This is a genomic window from Dermabacter sp. HSID17554, from assembly GCF_003989295.1.
Taxonomy (GTDB): Bacteria; Actinomycetota; Actinomycetes; order Actinomycetales; family Dermabacteraceae; genus Dermabacter; species Dermabacter vaginalis.
Map to the genome: position 1 here is coordinate 19,963 of NZ_RBLW01000004.1, position 18,578 is coordinate 38,540.

Annotated in this window: 10 protein-coding genes and 1 tRNA gene; 6 read left to right on the forward strand and 5 right to left on the reverse strand. The window is 59.7% G+C overall.

Translation table 11 applies throughout. The features are described from left to right. Nucleotides 1-371 precede the first annotated feature (371 nt). The 4 genes from D8M36_RS07935 to D8M36_RS07950 all read left to right on the forward strand — a co-directional run bounded on the left by D8M36_RS07935 (nt 372) and on the right by D8M36_RS07950 (nt 7,597). Nucleotides 372-2,603, forward strand: coding sequence for an alpha-amylase family protein (locus D8M36_RS07935; protein WP_238638425.1), 2,232 nt, complete (start codon nt 372-374; stop codon nt 2,601-2,603). Between the two features lie 677 nt (nt 2,604-3,280). Continuing rightward, entirely contained in the window at nt 3,281-5,461 is a 2,181-nt protein-coding gene (gene speC, locus D8M36_RS07940; protein ID WP_126848057.1) for an ornithine decarboxylase, read from the forward strand. A 308-nt stretch (nt 5,462-5,769) separates the two neighbouring features. Beyond that, on the forward strand, nt 5,770-7,302 hold the full coding sequence (gene lysS / locus D8M36_RS07945) for a lysine--tRNA ligase (RefSeq protein ID WP_126848059.1): 1,533 nt from the start codon (nt 5,770-5,772) through the stop codon (nt 7,300-7,302). Between the two features lie 221 nt (nt 7,303-7,523). Continuing rightward, nucleotides 7,524-7,597, forward strand: a tRNA-Lys gene (locus D8M36_RS07950). 865 nt (nt 7,598-8,462) lie between these two features. Here D8M36_RS07950 and potE read toward each other — a convergent pair. Next, entirely contained in the window at nt 8,463-9,869 is a 1,407-nt protein-coding gene (potE, locus tag D8M36_RS07955) for a putrescine-ornithine antiporter (protein ID WP_126848061.1), read from the reverse strand. 67 nt (nt 9,870-9,936) lie between these two features. Continuing rightward, nucleotides 9,937-12,114 carry an ornithine decarboxylase gene (gene speC / locus D8M36_RS07960; protein WP_065247270.1) on the reverse strand — a complete coding sequence of 726 codons (2,178 nt, stop codon included), beginning with the start codon at nt 12,112-12,114 and terminating at the stop codon, nt 9,937-9,939. 457 nt (nt 12,115-12,571) lie between these two features. On the opposite strand from speC (D8M36_RS07960), the gene D8M36_RS07965 reads away from it, so the two are divergent. Continuing rightward, nucleotides 12,572-14,083: an MFS transporter gene (locus D8M36_RS07965; protein ID WP_161970234.1), complete on the forward strand. Its 1,512-nt coding sequence runs from the start codon at nt 12,572-12,574 to the stop codon at nt 14,081-14,083. 50 nt (nt 14,084-14,133) lie between these two features. Then, on the forward strand, nt 14,134-15,123 hold the full coding sequence (locus D8M36_RS07970; protein WP_126848063.1) for a GNAT family N-acetyltransferase: 990 nt from the start codon (nt 14,134-14,136) through the stop codon (nt 15,121-15,123). Between the two features lie 539 nt (nt 15,124-15,662). Here the strand turns inward: D8M36_RS07970 and guaA are convergent. The 3 genes from guaA to D8M36_RS07985 are packed head-to-tail and all read right to left on the reverse strand — an operon-like array spanning nt 15,663 to nt 18,557. Next, complete coding sequence (guaA, locus tag D8M36_RS07975; protein ID WP_126848064.1) at nt 15,663-17,267, reverse strand: glutamine-hydrolyzing GMP synthase; 1,605 nt, start codon at nt 17,265-17,267, stop codon at nt 15,663-15,665. 25 nt (nt 17,268-17,292) lie between these two features. Beyond that, nucleotides 17,293-17,673, reverse strand: coding sequence for a DUF3817 domain-containing protein (locus tag D8M36_RS07980; protein ID WP_065247266.1), 381 nt, complete (start codon nt 17,671-17,673; stop codon nt 17,293-17,295). 41 nt (nt 17,674-17,714) lie between these two features. Next, nucleotides 17,715-18,557 carry an SURF1 family protein gene (locus tag D8M36_RS07985; RefSeq protein WP_153246516.1) on the reverse strand — a complete coding sequence of 281 codons (843 nt, stop codon included), beginning with the start codon at nt 18,555-18,557 and terminating at the stop codon, nt 17,715-17,717. Nucleotides 18,558-18,578 lie beyond the last annotated feature (21 nt).

Below are 18,578 nucleotides of genomic sequence, written 5' to 3' on the forward strand. Positions count from 1 at the left end.
ATGTAGTGGTTTCAGTGACGGTGTCAGCGGCACAGATCGGGACGAGCGTCCCGGAGGTGGTCGTCGCGCATCCAGATTCATGAAAGTGGTGAATAACCGCGTTAGATGATTGTTTTTCGACGCGAGGCGGCGATTTTTCACCACTTTCGTGATCGCAGATCTCGGGAAGCAAGCATCAGCAGGTGCGGATTTCGGGCAGCAGGCAGAGGAAGGTGCAAATCTCGGGAAACAAGCAACAGCAGGTGCTAATTCCAGCGAAGGCTGGGTGAGCTGGGTTGACGCAATAGGTGGCGCAGAGTCCCCGAACTTCCACGGAGTAGGCCGATAGACTTGTCGAGGAGCAACGGCCCCTCCCAGCAAAGGACCTTCCCGTGGCACTCTTCGGCAGAAAAAAGCACTCACAACCAGCACCTTCGCCCGAGAGCACCCACGCGAAAGAGGAGCGCGTGCAAGGCGCGCAAGCGTCGGACCCACAACCCACGACACCCCCCGCAGCCGAGGTCACCCCACAGGGGGCGCCGCCCGAAACCGCGCCCGCGCCGCGCACTCAGCTCCCACCCGAAAAGCGCCAAACGCACGCCGCTCCCCTGCCCGCACACGAGCGCGGCCCCGTGGCCCCACAGCCCCTCGCGACTAGCGAGCACACGAGCGACCGTCACCTCACGACCAGCTTTGACCTGCGTCTTGCCCGTTATGGCGGCGATCTTCGACGCGGCCTCAGCATGATCTACGGCGAAAGAGCCAACGAGACCTTCGAACGCGTCCTCGGCATTATCGCGAAGGCCATGGTGGAACGAAGCGAGGATCTGCGCACCCTCGACGAGCAGCGCCTCCTCTCCCCCGATTGGCTGCAGGACCCCCGCCAGCTCGCTTACGTGGCCTACGCCGATCGCTTCGCGGAAAACCTGCGCGGCGTGGAACAGCATCTCGATTACCTCGAGACCCTCGGCGTGACGCACCTTCACCTCATGCCGCTGCTCGAACCACGCGAGGGCAATTCCGACGGCGGCTACGCCGTCAAGGATTACGGCAAGGTGCGCGCTGATCTTGGCACAATGGACGACCTCGAATCCCTCGCCTCGGCGCTGCATAAGAAAGGTATGAGCCTCGAGCTCGACCTCGTTCTCAACCACGTGGCGAAAGAACACGAATGGGCGCAGCGCGCGAGGGCCGGCGAGGAAAAGTACCTGAACTACTTCCTCACGTTCCCCGACCGAACCGAACCGGACGAATGGGAAAGGTCGCTCCCCGAGATCTTCCCCGATTTCGCGCCGGGCAACTTCACGTTCGATGAAACGCTGCAACGTTGGGTGTGGACCACGTTCAACGATTTCCAGTGGGACCTGAACTGGGCGAACCCCGATGTGTTCTGCGAGTTCGTGGAGATCGTGTGCACCCTCGCGAATCGCGGCGTGGACTTGCTGCGCCTCGATGCGATCGCCTTCACGTGGAAGAAGAAGGGCACCGACTCTCAAAACTTGCCCGAGGTGCATTTCTTGACGCGCGCCCTTCGTGCCGCAGCCCGCATCGCCGCGCCCGCGCTCGCCATCAAAGCCGAAGCGATCGTCGGCCCACAGGATCTCGTGGGATACCTCGGCGTGGGCGAACACGCCGGCAAGCTCTCCGACATGGCGTACCACAACAGCTACATGGTGCAGCTGTGGAGCGCCCTCGCCTCGCGCGACACCACCCTCTTGCGCGTGGCGCTCGCGAAGTTCCCGCCGAAGCCGGCGAACACGACGTGGGGAAGCTATGTGCGCTGCCACGATGACATTGGCTGGGCCGTCACCGATGCCGATGCTGCCGACGCCGGCCTCGACGGATTCGCGCACCGCGCTTTCCTCTCCGAGTTCTACTCCGGCACCTTCCCCGGCAGCTTCGCCGAGGGCCTCGTGTTCCAGCACAACCCCACAACGGGCGATAAGCGCATAAGCGGCTCCCTCGCCTCGCTCGCGGGGCTCGAAAAAGCGCTGAAATCGGGGCGCGAGAGCGACATCGCCCTCGCGATCGACCGCATCACCCTCCTGCACGCGGCCATGCTTGGTTTCGGCGGGCAGCCATTGCTCTATATGGGCGATGAGCTCGGCATGCTGAATGACCCCCACTGGGCGAGCGACCCCGCCCACGCCGACGATAACCGCTGGGTGCACCGTCCCCGCATGGACTGGGACCTCGCGCGGGAGGCGCTCGCGCAGGTCGACGAAGGTCAAGGCTCGAGTGCGAGCGCGGAGCTGGGCTCGGGTTCGGCTTCCCATCCGACGCCTGCCGCCGCACAAGTGCTCTCCCGTTTCGTGCACCTCGTCAGCGTGAGAAAGGGCCTGCCGCAGCTCCATGCGAGCGTGTCCTCCACAGCGGTGGCGGCGCCAGATGCGCGGCTCCTCGTTCTTCATCGCGACCACCCGCTCAGCGAAATGCTCGAGGTCTTCAATATGAGTGAGTACCCGGTACCGCTCGATCCGACGTTCCTCCGGGAGTTCGTGGGGTCAACGCCGCGCGAGGCGATCGCCGGCGTCGAATGGGACCTCGACGTGGACCAGGTCATGATTCAGCCCTATGCCACATTGTGGTTCCTTGGGCCGGAGCGGACAGCCCCGCAAAAGTAGTGCCTCTTTCCGCTACACGCACCTCAGGGCAAAGAACCCTGACTCCGCCCCAAGATTCGGAGCATCGCCCCGCGCACACGCACACTGCTGCCCCAGCACAAAGGAGCGACACTTCGGGAGGCAACGTCGACGGCATCCCATCGCTGGAGATCCAACGAAAACTGAGAAGCCATCGAAAGGCGGCAAAAAGGGCGCCAATTACTTGCAGCGGAAAAACACTTTAATAACGAACCAGTTCGTCGACATCCGTCATAACTATGGTCTACCAAGCGGTCCGCACTTGCATAATTGTCGCTTGCGGTGCGCTGAAAACATCACACCTGCGACCCAAAGTCGCGCCGCGCGCCCCTCCGCCGCCGCCAAGGGGGTCGCCAAGTCGTGCCCTTAACCACAATGTTGCGCAGGCCATGTCGACAAACCCAAACCCCTGATCGACCCATTACCCCGCACCTTTACCACCTAAACTCAAAGGCGCCCTGAATGCCGAGTCTCACCCCTCTCGCCTACTACACGAACACTTAGCGTACGCAAATCGCGACGCCCCTCACGTGAACATTCCGTCAACCACCGAAAGAAGGGACTTAACTCCCTAGAAAAAGATCGCCGTGAAGGTGTAGCGTCAAAGAGTCGGACAGAGTTGTGCCGACGAGATTTTCTCCAATGCAAGGAAAGTGAAAATGCTCAGCAGGACTATCGGAGTCAGTGCCGCACTTCTCGGCTCTGACACCACGATCCACCCGATCCCCGGCTATGAACTCACCGCACTCCAGGGCGGCGACCTCGCGAACATCTCCGCGATCATCCTCGATCAGGACGATATCGACGCGGGCAAGGTTGCCGAGATCAACGATTACGGCTTTGGCATTCCCGTCTTCGCTGCCGTGAAGAGCACCAAAGACACGACCAACCTCGAAGGTCTCCACGGCGTTATCGCCCTCGACGACCTCCAGGGCGACTACTTCGCTCGCCAGGTTGCTGCTGCCGCCGACAAGTTCGAGGACGAGGTTCTTCCCCCGTTCTTCGGTGCACTCACGAAGTACTACAACCGCGGCTTCTCGCCGTTCGACTGCCCCGGTCACCAGGGCGGCCAGTTCTTCCGCCAGCACCCGGCCGGCCGCCGCTTCTTCGACTTCTACGGCGAAGAGCTCTTCCGCACCGACCTTTGTAACGCTGACGTCGCCATGGGTGACCTCCTCATCCACGACGGCCCGCCCGTTCAGGCCACCGAAGCTGCCGCTCGCATCTTCAACGCCGACAACACCTGGTTCATCCTCAACGGCACCTCGTCGTCGAACAAGGTTGCCATCAACGCTGTTGTGGGCCCGGACGACCTCGTGCTGTTCGACCGTAACAACCACAAGTCGAACATCCACGGCGGCCTCATCATGGCCGGCGGCAAGCCCGTCTACCTCGAGACCGCACGTAACGCGTTCGGCCTCATCGGCGGCATCGACGAGCACTGCTTCGAAGAGGACTACATCCGTGAGCGCCTCGAGAAGGTTGCCCCCGAGCGCGCGAAGGACGAGCGCCCGTTCCGCCTCGCGATCATCCAGCTCGGCACCTACGATGGCACGATCTACAACGCCCGCCAGGTTGTCGACAAGATCGGTCACCTCTGTGACTACATCCTGTTCGACTCCGCATGGGTTGGCTACGAGCAGTGGATCGACATCATGAAGGAAGGCTCGCCGATGCTCCTCGAGCTCGACGAGAACGACCCCGGCATCCTCGTGACCCAGTCCGTGCACAAGCAGCAGGCTGGCTTCTCGCAGGCCTCGCAGATCCACAAGAAGGACTCGCACATCAAGGGCCAGGATCGGTACGTGAACTTTGACCAGTTCAACAACTCGTACATGATGCACGCCTCGACGAGCCCCTACTACCCGCTGTTCGCCTCGCTCGACATCAACGCCAAGATGCACGAGAACGGCGCTGGCGAGAAGCTGTGGGACGAAGCTCTCAAGAACTCGATTGAGGCTCGTAAGCTCATCCTCGGCAACCTCAAGATGCTCAAGCCGTTCGTTCCCACCGAGGTTGACGGCAAGCCTTGGGAGTCGTACGACACCGAGACCATCGCCTCGAACCGTAAGTTCTTCGAGTTCCACCCGGGCGAGCAGTGGCACGGCTTCGACAGCTACGTTGAAGGCCAGTACTTCGTTGACCCGATGAAGCTCCTGCTCACCACGCCGGGCCTCATCAACAAGACCGGTGGCTTCGAGTACGAAGACTTCGGCATCCCGGCCAACATTCTCGCGAACTACCTGCGTACGCAGGGCATCGTCCCCGAGAAGTGCGACCTCAACTCGATCCTGTTCCTCCTCACCCCGGCGGACACGATCCAGAAGTACTCGAACCTCGTCGCAGCGCTCCGCCGCTTCGAAGAGGCCGTCGAGAACGACGTCCCGCTGCAGGACGTTCTCCCGGAGATCTACGCTGCGCACGAGGACCGCTACCGCGGTTACACGATCCGCCAGCTTTGCCAGGAGATGCACGACTTCTACAAGAACCGCACAGTTGCGCAGCTCCAGAAGGACATGTTCCGCGAGGAGAACTTCCCGAAGGTCGAAATGACCCCTCAGGAAGCAAACGTCGAGTTCATCCGTGGCAACGTCGACTACCTGCCGATCGAAGAGTGCAAGGGCCGCATCGCGGCCGAGGGCGCTCTTCCCTACCCCCCGGGTGTCGTCGTGGTTGTTCCCGGTGAGGTCTGGGGCGGCCCGCAGTACGACTACTTCATGGCACTTGAAGAGGGCATCAACCAGCTGCCCGGCTTCGCTCCTGAGCTCCAGGGCGTTCACATGGTGACCGAAGAAGACGGCCGCCAGCGTGCCTACGGGTACGTCATCCGCAACAAGTAAAGGCTGCCGGACCAAGTCCGGTATGCGATAGGGCGAAGAGCGTCCGCGTGGTTTTTCCAAATCGCCACGCGGACGCTCTTCTTTTGATTCACCGTTTCAAAAGCATTCGAAAGTCAGAATCGCGCTCCACACTAGAACTAGGCGTCTATTTTTATACTCTTCATTCGCCTAGATGTCGCTACGCATAAGTAACCATGGATGCGACTTTACGACGTAAGACAGGTAACACGATTGCATGAATTTACTGTTACACTGAGCGTGTTCCTTACCTAGGAACAAAGTCACAACATCAAGAGAGAGAGATCATCGTGTCTGAGCTCAATGCTGGCCCCAACGCGGGCGTCGAGACCCAAACTACCGCTGACCAACGCGCGGTGCGCATGGGCAAGCGGGCCGACATGCTCAAGCAGGAAGAGCGACTGCCTTACCCCGTCGGTGTGGAAAACACCACAACGATCCAGGCCGTCCTCGAAAAGCACGGCGATCTCGAGGGCTCTGAGGTCAAGAGCGGCGACATCGTCGGCATTTCCGGCCGCGTCATTCACGTGCGTAAGACGGGCAAGCTCGTCTTCGCCGTCCTGCAAGCGGGCGATCATTCGCGACTGCAAGCGATGCTCGTTGAAAATTCAGTGGGCGAGCAAGCCTTTGAAGATTTCAACCGTCTTGTTGATATTGGCGACCACATCTTCGTTCATGGTGAAATTGGCACCTCACGAACTGGCGAGCTTTCCATCTACGCTGATCGTTGGGAAATGGCATCCAAGTCCCTTCGCCCACTGCCCAACCTCCACACCGACCTCAGCGACGAGATGCGAATGCGTCGCCGATATGTCGACCTCATCGTCAATCCCGAGGCCCAGCGCATTGCACGCCTGCGCACCCGCGTCATCCAGGCTCTTCGCGACACTTTCCGTGAACGCAACTACATCGAGCTTGAAACTCCGATGCTTCAGGTTGTGCCCTCGGGCGCCTCCGCGCGCTCGTTTGATACGCACATGAACGCGTTCGATATGCAGGTTTCTCTCCGAATCGCACCTGAGCTCTTCCTGAAGCGTGCCGTCGTGGGGGGCCTCGATCGAGTATTCGAGATCAACCGCAACTTCCGAAACGAGGGCGCGGACTCGACCCACTCTCCCGAGTTCACCATGCTCGAATGCTACGAGGCGTATGCCGACTACAACGTCATGGCCAACCTCGCTCAGGAACTTATCCAGAATGCGGCCATTGCAGCAACGGGATCGACTTTGGTCACCCTTGACGATGGCACTGAGTTCGATCTGGGCGGCGAGTGGAAGCGCATCGATCTCTACGAAAGCATCTCCCACTATGCCGGCGAAGAGATCACCCCTGAGACTTCGGCGGAGCACCTCCGCGAACTCGCCCGCAAGTTCGAAGTGGATGTCGACGAAGAAACACTCGGTCACGGAAAGCTCGTGGAAGAGATTTGGGAACACCTCATCCCTGCCGAAGAGCTGTACAACCCCGTGTTTGTCATGAACTACCCGGTTGAAACTAGCCCGCTTACGCGCGACCACCGTGATCGCCCCGGAGTTGTTGAAAAGTGGGATCTTTACATCCGCGGGTCTGAAATTGGCACCGCCTATTCCGAGCTCGCCGACCCCGTCATCCAAAGGGAGCGGTTCGTTCAGCAGGCTCAACTTGCCGCCGGCGGCGACGAAGATGCTATGCGTTACGACGAAGACTTCTGCGATGCAATGGAATTCGGGTTCCCGCCGTCAGGCGGCATGGGCATCGGCATTGATCGTGTTCTGCAGACCATCACCGGTTTGGGGATCCGTGAAACAATTCTTTTCCCGCTCATCAAGCCGATCGAGAACTAGGGCAACAAACGGGTAAAGAGCCGAGTCTTGATGACCAACTAGCTCTCCACCCGAACAGCACCGGGCCACCGCGGGTAGACCATACGCGCCCCTACGGTGGCCCGGTTACCACTTATCAGCGGATAGTCTGAGCACCCCTTCCAAACTCTTTTGGGCAATCGTAAACACCACTCGCAACCAGAATTGAGAAACTCAGACCTTATTGATATAATGGATCAATCGCGCCATTAGCTCAGTTGGTTAGAGCAACTGACTCTTAATCAGTGGGTCCGGGGTTCGAATCCCTGATGGCGCACAATCAATCCCCACCGGTCTTCCGGTGGGGATTCTCCATTTCTGCGCTCCTACCACTCGCTGCCGAGGCGAGGACTGGACACCTAAAATCAGTGCTCACGACAACACAACATACCTCAGGGCGCTCTCCCGGCAGGAGTCCCCACGTTCCTCTCCTCGTCGGTGCCGATATCAGGCAATAGTGCCGCCGCATGCCCTACAGATAGCCCCAACAACACAAAACGTTACTCGCAAACCTTAAAGAGCTTTCCGATCGACTTCTCCCCACGCGCCTGTCCCGCGTTGGGAACAAGACACGGATTAGACGCCTTCCTAGCAATGACAGCCAAAGTTGCACACGAGTGGTAGAGAAGCGACGATGGTTACCTTCTCGCCGCACTCCCCCTCACGCTCCGAGAGGAAGTGCATAAGAGGCTTAAGTAAACCCGGTATAAAAGCGCTAGGCATCAGGATAGACTGAAACGTTTTATCGAGATCCAAAAAACTGGAACTAGTTCGTCAAAGAGGCGGCGTTGCTAACGCCATCGGGAGAGGACGAATATTTCTCAAGGTCCGCGCCGCCTATACACAGCCCCATAACGCGTTATCCATACCCGTGCTGCAACTGGCCTGCCGGAATTCGGCGCAACCCAACCGGCATTACCTACCCCTGCGAGGGTTGAAAAACGTCCGCGAACAGCACCAAAACACAAAGCGCCAAGGCAAGTGCGGTAATGCATTGATGTCCAAATAGGCAAACGGACCCAAGGCACATAAAACCGTCCCACCTGCAGGAGCAATTAGCAGGTGGGACGGTAATCACTAACGAGGACTACAGCTCAAACTACAAACCAGAGCCAGAGCTAAAACCCTTCTGAGAGGCGAACTCAGGCCGACGCTGGATTGAGTCCAGACGGGCTTTGCTTAGCCGTCTCAATCTCTTCGTGAACTTTATCATCGTCGCTCTGTCGACCGTCAAGCAGTCGCGGAGCGAGGACGCCGAACAGGGTCCAGCCGAAGAACGTGACGAGCGCGCCGCCCATCATGGCCTGCTCGCCAGCGGTGAACAGCGAGTAAAGCGAGTACAGAGCTGCGATAAACGCAAGAACGTTGACAACACGTGCCTTGCTGGACGGAACTCCCGAACGCTTCTGCAGAATCTTGACTGCACCCATCGAAAGGAGGTAGGGAATCAAGTTCGTGATAACCGCAAGGTTGACCAGAACCTCGAACTGTTCAGCAAGGCTCGGGCTCATCGTAAAGAACGAGAGGAGGGTCTGAAGACCCGTAATGATGCACATGCCGATAATCGGCGCACCAGCCTTGGTGACATGGTTGAAGATCTTGGGGAGTTGCCCAACCTTCGCCATCGAACGCGCCACCTCGGCGATGGTGAACTGCCACCCGAGCAGCGAGCCAAAGCAAGCGATGACCATGAGGGCAGTGATGATGCGACCAACGGTCGGGTTGAACATGTGAGCGAAGGCCAGACCGAACGGGCCGTTCGATGCAGCGAGTTCCTCGTGGTTCACGATACCCGCGACAACGTTAGTCGAAAGGATGTACATGACTGCGGCACCGAGGGTACCGCCCATAACAGCAATCGGAACGTTCTTTTCGGGGTTCTCGACAGCGTCAGAGTTAGCCGATGCGGACTCGAGCCCCAGGAAGGCCCACAGTGTCATGGCGATCGACGACGAAACAGCCTTGAAGAAGCCAAGGTCATGCGGGTTCCAAGCAGCGGTCCAAGTCGACGGCGAGAACCAGAACCAACCAATGATGCAGATGCCGAGAACCGGGGCAATAACGCCCCACACGGTAATTGAACCGATCTTGCCGGTAATGCTGGCACCGCCGAAGTTAAGAACGGTCGCGAGCCACATCGTGGCGATGGCGAGGCCACCCACAATCAGAGGACCGTTGCTCATGCCTGACGTATCAATATCGAAGAGCGTAAGGCCGTAGCCAACAGCCGAGATAGCGATAGCAATGTTGGCAATGCCGAGCGAGAGAATGTAGGTGTAGTTGGCCATGAACGAGCCGGACTTACCGAAAGCGTATTCGGCATAGCCGCCCATCCCACCAGCGTTTCGGCTGTAACGACCAAGCTTGGCAAAACAGTACGCAAGAATTGTCGCACCGCCGGCGGTAACAATCCAAGAAAGGATCGAGATTGTGCCGATTTGAGCAAGCTTCGTAGGAAGCATAATAATGCCGGAGCCCATCATGTTAACCATCGTGAGGATGGTCAACTGCACAACTCCCATTTTCTTTTGAACTGGTTTATCGTTCATGTTTCAAATCTCCATAGTCAGGGGTGGGGCCGGGGGCCTCCGCGGCCCCACCCCTTTGAAAAATTATTTAGTTTTTGACTACGTAGGCGTAAGCTCGCGTCGAGCCGTCGTCTTCGTTCACCATGTGCACACCCTGGAGCTCCGGCGCGAAGCCGGGAAGCACATTGATGCCCTCTTCAAGTGTGAGGAAGTACTTGAGTTGGGCACCACCCCACACCTCACCGGGCACAACACAGATAATGCCCGGAGGGTAAGGTAGCGCGCCCTCAGTTGCAATTCGGCCCTCAGCCTCGCTGAGCGGGATGAGCTCGACGTTTCCGGCAATGAGCGCAGTGTTCGCATCGCGCGCACTGATTTCACTCTTTGGCAGCGTCTCTTCTCGGAACATTGCCCGCTGAAGCTTCGCAACTTCGCGCTCTTTATAGAAGTCGTGCATCTCCTGGCAGAGCTGGCGAATAGTGTACCCGCGGTAACGCTTTTCATTTTCAGCGTAAACTCGCGGAAGCACCTCGGCCAACGGTACATCCTCTTCCAGCATTTGTTCAAACTGAACAAGCGCAGCTACCAATTCCTGCATCTTCGGAAGGGTTTCCGCTGGAGTGATAAGGAAGAGAATAGTGTTAAGGTCACACTTTTCGGGGATGATTCCAAGCGTACGCAGGTAGTTCGCGAGGATATTGACAGGGACACCGAAGTCTTCGTACTCGTAACCGTCCTCAGTGTTACGAACACCCGGAGTGGTCAAAAGGAACTTCATCGGGTCAATGAAGTACTGACCTTCCTCATACGACGGGAATCCGTGCCAAGTTTCTCCCGGCTTGAACTCGAAGTATTCACGGCTTGCCATGATCTCTTCGGTCGGGGTGTCTTCCCACTTCACACCGTTGACGGTCGGCGGCAGGAACGGACGAATGTACTTGCACTCCTTCAGAATCATCTTGCGCGCTTCGATCGAAACACGAAGTGCCTCTTCCCAGAGCTTCTCACCCGAGCCACCAGCGTGAATGCGTGCGTTAACGTCCAGCGAAGCGTACATTGGATAGAACGGGCTGGTCGAAGCATGCATCATGTAAGCGTTGTTAAAGCGATCGGAATCGCAGTAACGAGCCTGGTCTTTGATGTGGTTGTCCTTTTTGTGGATCTGCGAAGCCTGAGAGAAGCCCGCCATACCCTTGTGGACCGACTGGGTAACGATGATGCCAGGATCATTTTCGTTGAGTTCAAGAAGCATCGGCGACGACTGCTTCATGATCGGGATCCACTGTTCGTAGCCAACCCACGCGGAGTCGAACAGCACGTAGTCACAAAGGTGCCCGATTTGATCGATGACGCGGCGAGCGTTGTAGATCGTGCCGTCGTACGTACCAAGCTGGAACACCGCGAGGCGAACGGGGCGTTCAGCCTTGGCGCGCTCCGGGTCAACCTTCGCTACACGCTCACGAATGTAGTCTTCGTCGAAGCAATGCGCGTCGATACCGCCGATCAAACCGAACGCATTGCGTTCAGTCTCAAGGTAGACAGGCTTGGCATCCGCCATAACGAGGCTGCCATGGTGGATCGACTTGTGGTTGTTGCGGTCGAACAGTACGACGTCTCCAGGCGCGAGGAGGGCGTTCAAGACAACCTTGTTCGAGGAGGAAGTGCCGTTGAGAACGAACCAAGTGTCGTCAGCGTGGAAAACCTCGGCTGCACGGTCAAGCGCTTCCTCAGGGGCGCCTTCGTGGATCAGGAGGTCGCCAAGCGCAACGTCCGAGCTGGAAAGGTCGGTGCGGAAGAGATTCTCGCCATAGAATTCAAAAAACCGGCGACCTGTTGGGTGCCGGCGGAAGTACTGGCCGCCATGGTGGCCAGGGCTCGGGAAGTTCGAGTTGCCGAGATCGCGGTAGTCCACCAGGGCCTCAAAGAAGGGGGGCAGGATCTCGCGGTCGTAGCGGCGCGCGAACTTTTCGACTTTACGTGCGTAATATTCGCTCTGAATACGGTCTTTGGTGATCACGTCATCGATTTCACCTTTGCCAATGAGGTCTTTACGCTCGGCCGACACGCACGCAATAACCGGGAGACCCCAGCCAAGCTCCTCGACCTCTTTACCCTTGCCGTCTTGGACGTCCTCTTCGGAAAGAACGACCACAGCAGCATCGGTGAGATCGCTTTCGCTGAGAGCCACAACCTGGCGCTCGGTTGGGAACCAACGTTTATAACTTTCAGCGAGCGCGTCGCTGACAACTACGTTTCCGTTTTTCACTTCAATCCCTCGGCAGAGCCGGGGCCCTTTCTGACGATACGGATTTGTTTCATTGTTCAACCTTTCACCTAGATGGCTAACCCGCCCGGGTTCTAGGCCTCAAGGTCTAATGAAATCCTCACACAGATGACACCGGAGCACCAGGACGCTGGTCCCGCGAGTTGGACGAAGTTGACAACCCGTCCCTTGGGGACGCCTCACTTTCGCCAATCTGCACCCACCGCCCCCTAAAGCCCACAGTCACCCCGCATCGTCCACCGCACCGATCTGAGAGCGCCCCAACCGCCGTGTGACACTGAACTCTTCAGTGGTTCGCGACACACCCACAACGATGTTCCCCACACCGACGGGCCGCGCGGTCACTCGTTCAGATATACTGGATCCATAAACTAAAGATTTAAGACGGTGTATAGAGATGTCGTGGAGAGCGCGCTGGGCTGCCCTAGCTGTCGTTCTGTTGCCAGTTTTCCTCATCAGTATCGATGTCACGGTTTTGAGCATCTCGCTCCCGGGCATCTCGCAGGATCTCCATCCGTCGGCCAACGAACTTCTATGGATCGTCGATTCATACTCGTTTGTGCTCGCGTGCCTGCTCATCCTCATGGGCAAGTTTGGTGACAGCTTCGGGCGTCTTCGTTTATTGATCTGGGGTTCCGTGATTTTTGGCGCGGCCTCGGTGATGTCGGGATTCAGCACGTCGGCCGTCATGCTCATCATTGGCCGCGCCCTTCAGGGCTTCGGCGGGGCGACCCTCATGCCGTCGACCCTCGGCATAATTCGCCATATTTTCCAGAAGCGATCGGAGAGGCGCCTCGCGCTCGCGCTGTGGTCGGCGGCGTTCTCGAGCGGTAGCGCAATCGGGCCGCTGCTCGGCGGCATCTTGATCGAGGTAGCGAACTGGCGGTACGTGTTTTTCATTAACGTGCCGATCGTCATCGCGTTCGTCGTGCTCGCGAAGCTCTTCGTTCCGGAATCGGATCGCGAGGAGTCCGAAAGGATCGATCTCCTCTCCCCCGTTGTGCTGATCGCCTCAATTTTTGCGCTCGTGCTGAGCTTCAAACTTCTCATCGAGGACTTTGCTCTTTGGCAGGTGGGACTGCTGGTCGTGGGGGCCTTCGGCCTCGCACTTTTCTGGCGCCGCCAGTACCGGGTCGAGAACCCGATTCTTGATGTGGATGTGGTCTCGGAGCCAACGTTCCGTTCGGCAACGCTCATTAACGGCATCGCGTACTTCATCACGATTGGCACGTTGTTCTTCTTCCCGCAGTACCTCATGGTGGTCTCGGGGCTCTCGCCGATCGAGGCTGGCCTGTGGGCGTTGCCGATGGTGGTCGCAACGATCCTCGGTGCTCTTATTTCCCCGATTTTCGCCAGAAAGTTCCGGTCGAATCAGCTCGTTGCGCTTGGGCTTCTCACGTGTGGGCTTGGCTGCCTCACGGTGCCGCTACTCGTGACGGTGCATTTCGACCCGTTCTTCTACTTCCTGTGCACCTTCCTCATCGGTCTCGGCATCGGGTTCGCGGAACCGCTCACGAACGACACGATTTTGTCGTCGGCTCCCGATAAGGAAGCCGGTTCCGTATCCGCGATCTCCGAGACGGCATACGAGCTCGGCGGTGCTCTTGGCACCGCGGTGCTGGGTGGCGTAGGCATGCTCGCCTATCGGCTTTCGCTGTCGTCGCGTGAGGTGGGACTTGGGGTTTCGGATCAGGTACTCGCAGAAGCGAAGCAAACGATCGGTTCTGCCGCGGTTCTCGCTCAACCGGGCAATTCTACGAATCCCGATCTTGCGTGGGACCTTGCGAAAGCGTCGTTCGTGGATGGGCAGAATGCGGCGATGTACCTCGCGGGTCTTGCGGCTTTGGCCGCCGCGATTATCGCGCTTCGCGGCATGCGCGCTGAGCTCCACTTGAAGCTCCAGGACAAACTCGGCACGAAACCGCCACAAAAGTCCCCTGAACTGCAGTAATGGACTTTTCAACACAGTTTTGGTGCAGGCTACCGGGCTAGTCTTTCGCTATGGCTATCGTCGAGACACCCACCCCTGCCGATTACCCCGCTATCGCCGTTATTGCCCGGGATCTTTTGCGCGCATCTGATCCGTCTGAGGCGTTCGATGGCACTGACCTCATCAATACGATTGAGGCGGGCCATCCGGCGATGGTGATCCGCGAACACCGCAGCACCGAGGAAGATCCGGCCCCGGTGGTGGCATTCGCGATGGTGCACGATCACGCTCGTGGCCGCATCGATGCGAAGTGGGCCGTGCGCCGCGGCGATGAGTTTTACATTGCGCACGCGGCGCGCTGCCTCGAATGGGTAGAGAAGAACGCCCGAGCGCTCGGTGAAAAGCGCGGCGAGGAGGGCTTCGTGATCGTCACGGAAGTTGGCCCCTCGGATAGCATCCGCTCCGAGGCCCTCACTGATGCCGGTTTCACGAAGGCCCGCACCTGGGTGGTCATGGACCAGGACATCCCTGCGCGCATGCGGGAAATCAAGGAGCGGGAGTCCGACGCTACCCTGGCACCCCACGTTGCCCAGACCGTTCGCGTGCGCACCCTTGCCAACGTTGAGGATCGCCGCGCGGCTCACGCTGCTCTCGAGCATGCGTTCGAGGATCACTTCAACCACTTTGAGGAAAACTTCGATGAGTGGTGCGAGCGCACAAACCTCTATGCGCACCACGAATGGGATCGCGATCTCCTCGCGGAGCTCGTTCCCGAGGACGGCTCCGAGCCCGTGGTGATCGGCACTCTCATGACCTCATGGCTGCCCGAGTCGAACACGGCCCATGTCGAGTACCTCGGCGTGACGCGTGAGGGGCGCGGCAAGGGGGCAGCACACGCGCTGCTCGATGCGTTCTATGCGCTTGCTACCGAGCACGGCTTCGCGAGGGGCGAGTTGTTCGTTGATGCCGATTCCCCCACGGGTGCCAACCTCGCTTACGAGAAGATGCATTGGCGCCCGGACTTCCGCAAAGAAACGTGGCACAAGGAGATCACGCTCTAGGCTCCCCGCGCCCCACCGGGGGTTCCTCGACCTCCGCCACTCCCCGTCGTCTCTGTCCGCTCATCTGCCATAGTTGCCTCACCCCTCACCCCTCGGCGCTTCACCACCCCTCCCTTAGTTACCTCTCCATCCCTCGGCGCCTCACCACCCCTCTCCCCTCGTTGGCGCCGGCCGGATACTGAAAGTGGTGAAAATTAGCACCAAGAACCACATTTGCACCGTGAGGTGGCGATTTTTCACCACCTACAGAAATTCACTCAGGGGAAAGGTGCGCGGCCTCCCTTAAAAGAGGGGAGGCAGCTGGCGATAAGAAACACGCCCCCTTGAAAGAGGGGAAGCCCCTGACAATAAGGAGCGAGGCCGAAAAACAGCCTGTGAATAAGGGCGAGCGAAGTCAAGGCGGGAATCTGAGCACCTAGCACAACCATAGCGAGCCTATGTGAATGCGCCGCCGCAACCAGAACAGGTCTCATGGGGGAGCCTCACACAACTAAAACGGGCCCGCTCCCACAAGGAACGGGCCCGCCTCAACTTAGGGTTTACTCCCACTCGATCGTGCCTGGCGGCTTGCTCGTCACGTCGAGGGTCACGCGGTTGATGTCGTCGACTTCGTTCGTGATGCGCGTCGAGATCTTTGAAAGCACGTCGTAGGGAACTTTCGCCCAGTCGGCGGTCATCGCGTCGTCGGATGTCACGGGGCGCAGCACAATCGGGTGACCGTAGGTGCGGTGGTCGCCCTGGACGCCCACGGAGCGCACGTCGGCAAGGAGCACGACGGGGCACTGCCAAATGTCGCGGTCGAGGCCAGCGAGGGTCAGTTCCTCGCGCGCGATGGCATCGGCGGCACGGAGCGTGTCGAGGCGATCCTTCGTGATCTCGCCGATGATGCGAATGCCAAGGCCCGGGCCGGGGAACGGCTGGCGCCACACGATCTCGTCGGGAAGGCCTAGCTGCGAGCCAACGGCGCGCACCTCGTCCTTGAAAAGCTGGCGAAGCGGCTCCACAAGTTCGAAGGTCAGATCGTCGGGGAGGCCGCCCACGTTGTGGTGGCTCTTGATGTTGGAGGTGCCATCGCCGCCACCCGACTCGACAACGTCGGGGTAGAGCGTGCCCTGCACGAGGAAGGCCTTGCGGCGCGCTTCGCCGCCATCAACAACTCCCTGTTCACGCAGGATGTCTTCCTGCGCCTGCTCGAACACACGGATGAATTCGCGGCCGATGATCTTGCGCTTTTGCTCTGGGTCGGTGACGCCCGCGAGCGCCTCGAGGAAACGCTCTTCGGCATCGACCACGACAAGCTTCGCGCCACCGGTCGAGCCGCTAAAGGCACGCTCGATTTCTTCGGATTCGCGAAGGCGCATGAGGCCGTGGTTGACGTACACGCACGTGAGGCGGTCGCCGATCGCGCGCTGCACGAGGGCCGCGGCAACGGCCGAGTCAACGCCGCCGCTCAGGGCGCAGATGGCGGTGCCGTCATCGCCGATCTGGTTGCGGATCAGCTCGACCTGTTCGTCGATGACGTTGGACATCGTCCATTCGGGCTTGATGCCTGCGCCGCGGTAGAGGAAGTTCTCGAGGATTTCTTGGCCGCGCTCCGAGTGCTTCACTTCGGGGTGCCACTGGACGCCGAAGATGCGCCGCTCGCGGTTTTCGAAAGCCGCAACGGGTGAGCCCGCGGAAACAGCGATCACGTCGAAACCGTCGGGTGCTTCGTGCACGCTGTCGCCGTGGCTCATCCACACGTTCTGGTGGAGATCCTGGCCCGCAAGCAGAACGGAATCGCCCTGGATTTCAGTGAGCAGGGTCGCGCCGTATTCGCGCGTGCCGGTGGGGGCGACTGTGCCGCCGAGGGCCTGCGCAATCGCTTGGAAGCCGTAGCACAGGCCGAGAACGGGGATGCCCGCCTCGAGGAGGGCGGGGTCGAGCTTCGGGGCGCCATCGGCGTACACGGAGCTGGGGCCGCCGGAGAGAATCAGCGCTTTCGGGTTCTTCGCGAGGATCTCGCTCGCGCTCATCGAGTTCGGGACGACCTCGGAGTAAATGTTCGCCTCGCGCACGCGGCGCGCGATGAGCTGCGCGTACTGCGCACCAAAATCGACGACGAGGACCGGGTCTTGCTGGGTGCTGAGCTGGTTGTCGTTCATCACGCTCTCCATCCTAGTGTGCGTACTACTGGCCCGCCGCATCGCCAAGCGTGGGGCGCTCGGCGAGATCGCGCTCAACCTTCGCGTGAGTCCAGCGCTCGCCGAAGAAGCTCAGCACGGGGATTACGCCGAAGAACATGAGCAGGAGCATCCTCTCGAGGCCCCAGCGCATCTTGCTCCACAGGTCGAAGGCGAGCACGACGTAGATCATGTAGATGAGCCCGTGAATGGGGCTCCACGTTTTCGAGATCGTTGCCCACAGGTCGCTTTGGCCTCCGTACACGAGGTAGCGCATGATCATGATCGCGACGAGAATCAGCAGTGCGACGCCTTCCACGATCGAGGCCACCCGAAAGCGGGCGAATGACGTGCGGATCTGAGTTTCATCGAGCGGCTTGCGAGCCACGGGGCCTCCTTGCGGCACTGACAGGGACGGGAAGGTGGCGGCTACTCCTGGCTTTCTCCGGCGAGCCGCGCTTCGAGTTCGAGCCTACGCTCAGCTTGCTCATCGAGGTACGTCGCGCGCACGCTTCGCCACCAGATATAGAGGAAAAACACGCCAAAGAGGATCCATTGGAGCATGTAGCCGAAATTTTGGAGGTTGAGACCACTCGCAAATTCTGATTGAGCGGCGGGTAGCGGCCCGAGGTTCTGCCACGCGTCCGCCCGGGCGGCGTCGGACTCCCCCGGCCCGGCCATGTACTCGCGCGCCTCGCGCGTAATCGCCCCGTATCCGGCCAGCATGGGCCCCTCCCACACGTTCACGAGCAGAGTGGAGGAAAGAGTTCCGACGGTTGCCGCGCCCCCGTCGCCTTCGTGAGGCACGGTGCCGCTAGCCTCTTCGGAGGCCTCGAGCCTCACGACGATTTCACGTGACCCGGCGGGGGGCTCGGGAAGGCTCCCCCACTCGCTCGAAGGAGCGGTCGTGTAGCCGCGCGCGACGGGAATGAACGTGCCGCGGAGTGGTCCCTCGGTGATGCGCACGTTCGTGACAACGACCGCGACCTTATGGCCGTCGATTTCACGATCGGGCACGAGAACCTGCTCGCCAGCCACGAACTCCCCGGTGAACGACGCGAGGCGCCCTTGGGTCTCATTCGTGACGGGTTTGTGCCGCTCCATGAGCGTCTCGAGCGGGGCGGGCGCCGCGGTTGCCGTTTCGTCATGGGCATCGAGTGCGCGCGTGGCCCGTTCGAACTGCCAGTTCGCGAGGAGCCCACACACGAGGGTCGCTGCCGCCATGAGGGCGAACAGACCCAGGAACTTGGGGCGAAGAGCGACGCGGAGCATTCTTCAAGTGTAGAGGTGAGA

Excerpts from the sequence above, each read along its gene's own strand:
- D8M36_RS07985 (WP_153246516.1), bottom strand. The coding sequence starts at position 18,557 with ATGCTCCGCGTCGCTCTTCGCCCCAAGTTCCTGGGTCTGTTCGCCCTC.
- speC (WP_126848057.1), top strand. The coding sequence starts at position 3,281 with ATGCTCAGCAGGACTATCGGAGTCAGTGCCGCACTTCTCGGCTCTGAC.
- potE (WP_126848061.1), bottom strand. The coding sequence starts at position 9,869 with ATGAACGATAAACCAGTTCAAAAGAAAATGGGAGTTGTGCAGTTGACC.
- D8M36_RS07970 (WP_126848063.1), top strand. The coding sequence starts at position 14,134 with ATGGCTATCGTCGAGACACCCACCCCTGCCGATTACCCCGCTATCGCC.
- guaA (WP_126848064.1), bottom strand. The coding sequence starts at position 17,267 with ATGAACGACAACCAGCTCAGCACCCAGCAAGACCCGGTCCTCGTCGTC.